Origin of the sequence: Streptomyces lincolnensis, from assembly GCF_021173675.1 — a bacterium.
Taxonomy (GTDB): domain Bacteria; phylum Actinomycetota; class Actinomycetes; order Streptomycetales; family Streptomycetaceae; genus Streptomyces; species Streptomyces lincolnensis_B.
Genome location: NZ_JAIHON010000038.1, coordinates 1 through 1,118 on the forward strand (window position 1 = coordinate 1; position 1,118 = coordinate 1,118).

Sequence of the window (1,118 nt, forward strand, 5' to 3'; positions counted from 1 at the left end):
CTTAGTCAATCGGCGCACACGTTTCTCACGTGTGTATCGCTACTCATGCCTGCATTCTCACTCGTCAACCGTCCACAACTCGCTTCCGCGGCTGCTTCACCCGGCAGACGACGCTCCCCTACCCATCCACACAGGCGTTGGCCCTCATGTGTGAATGACACGACTTCGGCGGTACGCTTGAGCCCCGCTACATTGTCGGCGCGGAATCACTAGACCAGTGAGCTATTACGCACTCTTTCAAGGGTGGCTGCTTCTAAGCCAACCTCCTGGTTGTCTGTGCGACTCCACATCCTTTCCCACTTAGCGTACGCTTAGGGGCCTTAGTCGATGCTCTGGGCTGTTTCCCTCTCGACCATGGAGCTTATCCCCCACAGTCTCACTGCCGCGCTCTCACTTACCGGCATTCGGAGTTTGGCTAAGGTCAGTAACCCGGTAGGGCCCATCGCCTATCCAGTGCTCTACCTCCGGCAAGAAACACACGACGCTGCACCTAAATGCATTTCGGGGAGAACCAGCTATCACGGAGTTTGATTGGCCTTTCACCCCTAACCACAGGTCATCCCCCAGGTTTTCAACCCTGGTGGGTTCGGTCCTCCACGAAGTCTTACCTCCGCTTCAACCTGCCCATGGCTAGATCACTCCGCTTCGGGTCTTGAGCGTGCTACTCCAGTCGCCCTATTCGGACTCGCTTTCGCTACGGCTACCCCACCCGGGTTAACCTCGCAACACACCGCAAACTCGCAGGCTCATTCTTCAAAAGGCACGCAGTCACGAGAGTGAAGACAAGTCTTCACTCCGACGCTCCCACGGCTTGTAGGCACACGGTTTCAGGTACTATTTCACTCCGCTCCCGCGGTACTTTTCACCATTCCCTCACGGTACTATCCGCTATCGGTCACCAGGGAATATTTAGGCTTAGCGGGTGGTCCCGCCAGATTCACACGGGATTTCTCGGGCCCCGTGCTACTTGGGTGTCTCTCAAACGAGCCGTTGACGTTTCGACTACGGGGGTCTTACCCTCTACGCCGGACCTTTCGCATGTCCTTCGCCTACATCAACGGTTTCTGACTCGTCTCATGGCCGGCAGACCATGAAAGAGAGATCCCACAACCCCGTAT

Annotated in this window: 1 rRNA gene; it reads right to left on the reverse strand. The window is 56.4% G+C overall.

Annotated features, from left to right (window positions below):
- Positions 1 to 1,118 (reverse strand): 23S ribosomal RNA (locus tag K4B79_RS47445); the annotation flags it as partial.